The organism is Streptococcus sp. GMD6S (assembly GCF_000297015.1).
This window is the reverse complement of the sequence record NZ_AJRH01000263.1, coordinates 1-544: the sequence shown is the minus strand read 5'-3', so window position 1 is coordinate 544 and position 544 is coordinate 1. Positions and strand designations below refer to the sequence as shown.

Genomic DNA, 544 nt, shown 5'->3' with positions numbered 1-544 from the left:
TCAAAGCCCTGATCTTGATAGCGTTCATAGAGTTCTTGAAGTCCCTGGTACTGGGGCGTTAACCCACATCCGGTAGCAGTGTTGACAATCAAGAGCATCTTACCACGATAGCTTTCAAGTGATGTTTCTTGATCATCTTGGTTCAAGACTGAGAAATCGTATAATGAGGTCATTGATTTATTTTCTCCTTAGGATTGCGATTGTTAGGAGTTTTTTCCTCCTGTAGTGATAGAAATGCATTAACCATAGTTCCAAAGATAGCAGCAATACTCAAACCAAATACCAGTAAAGGGATAAGGATATCTGTTTGAAAAAGTTTTTCTAAAAAAATAGAAAGAGGAATTTGTTGGACATAGAGTTTATGGAAACATAGCAAAGTAAATAAACCAATTAGAATACCGAAAAATACACCCCAACTACGAAGGTTGATTTGGCTTTTGCTGTAGCTTTTATGATGGATTTCGGACGGGTCATCCTTGTCCAAATGTAAGTCGCGAACTGCTAGTCTCGCCCTAGATGAGAGGACGAAGATAAGTCCAAAATA

General features: G+C 38.4%; 2 pseudogenes. Both read right to left on the bottom strand.

Going from position 1 to position 544, the window contains the following annotated elements:
* A pseudogene (locus GMD6S_RS10065) lies at nucleotides 1-173 on the bottom strand (redoxin domain-containing protein); the annotation flags it as partial.
* Nucleotides 170-544, bottom strand: a pseudogene (locus GMD6S_RS10060) (DUF3278 domain-containing protein); the annotation flags it as partial. The pseudogenes GMD6S_RS10060 and GMD6S_RS10065, both read right to left, overlap by 4 nt.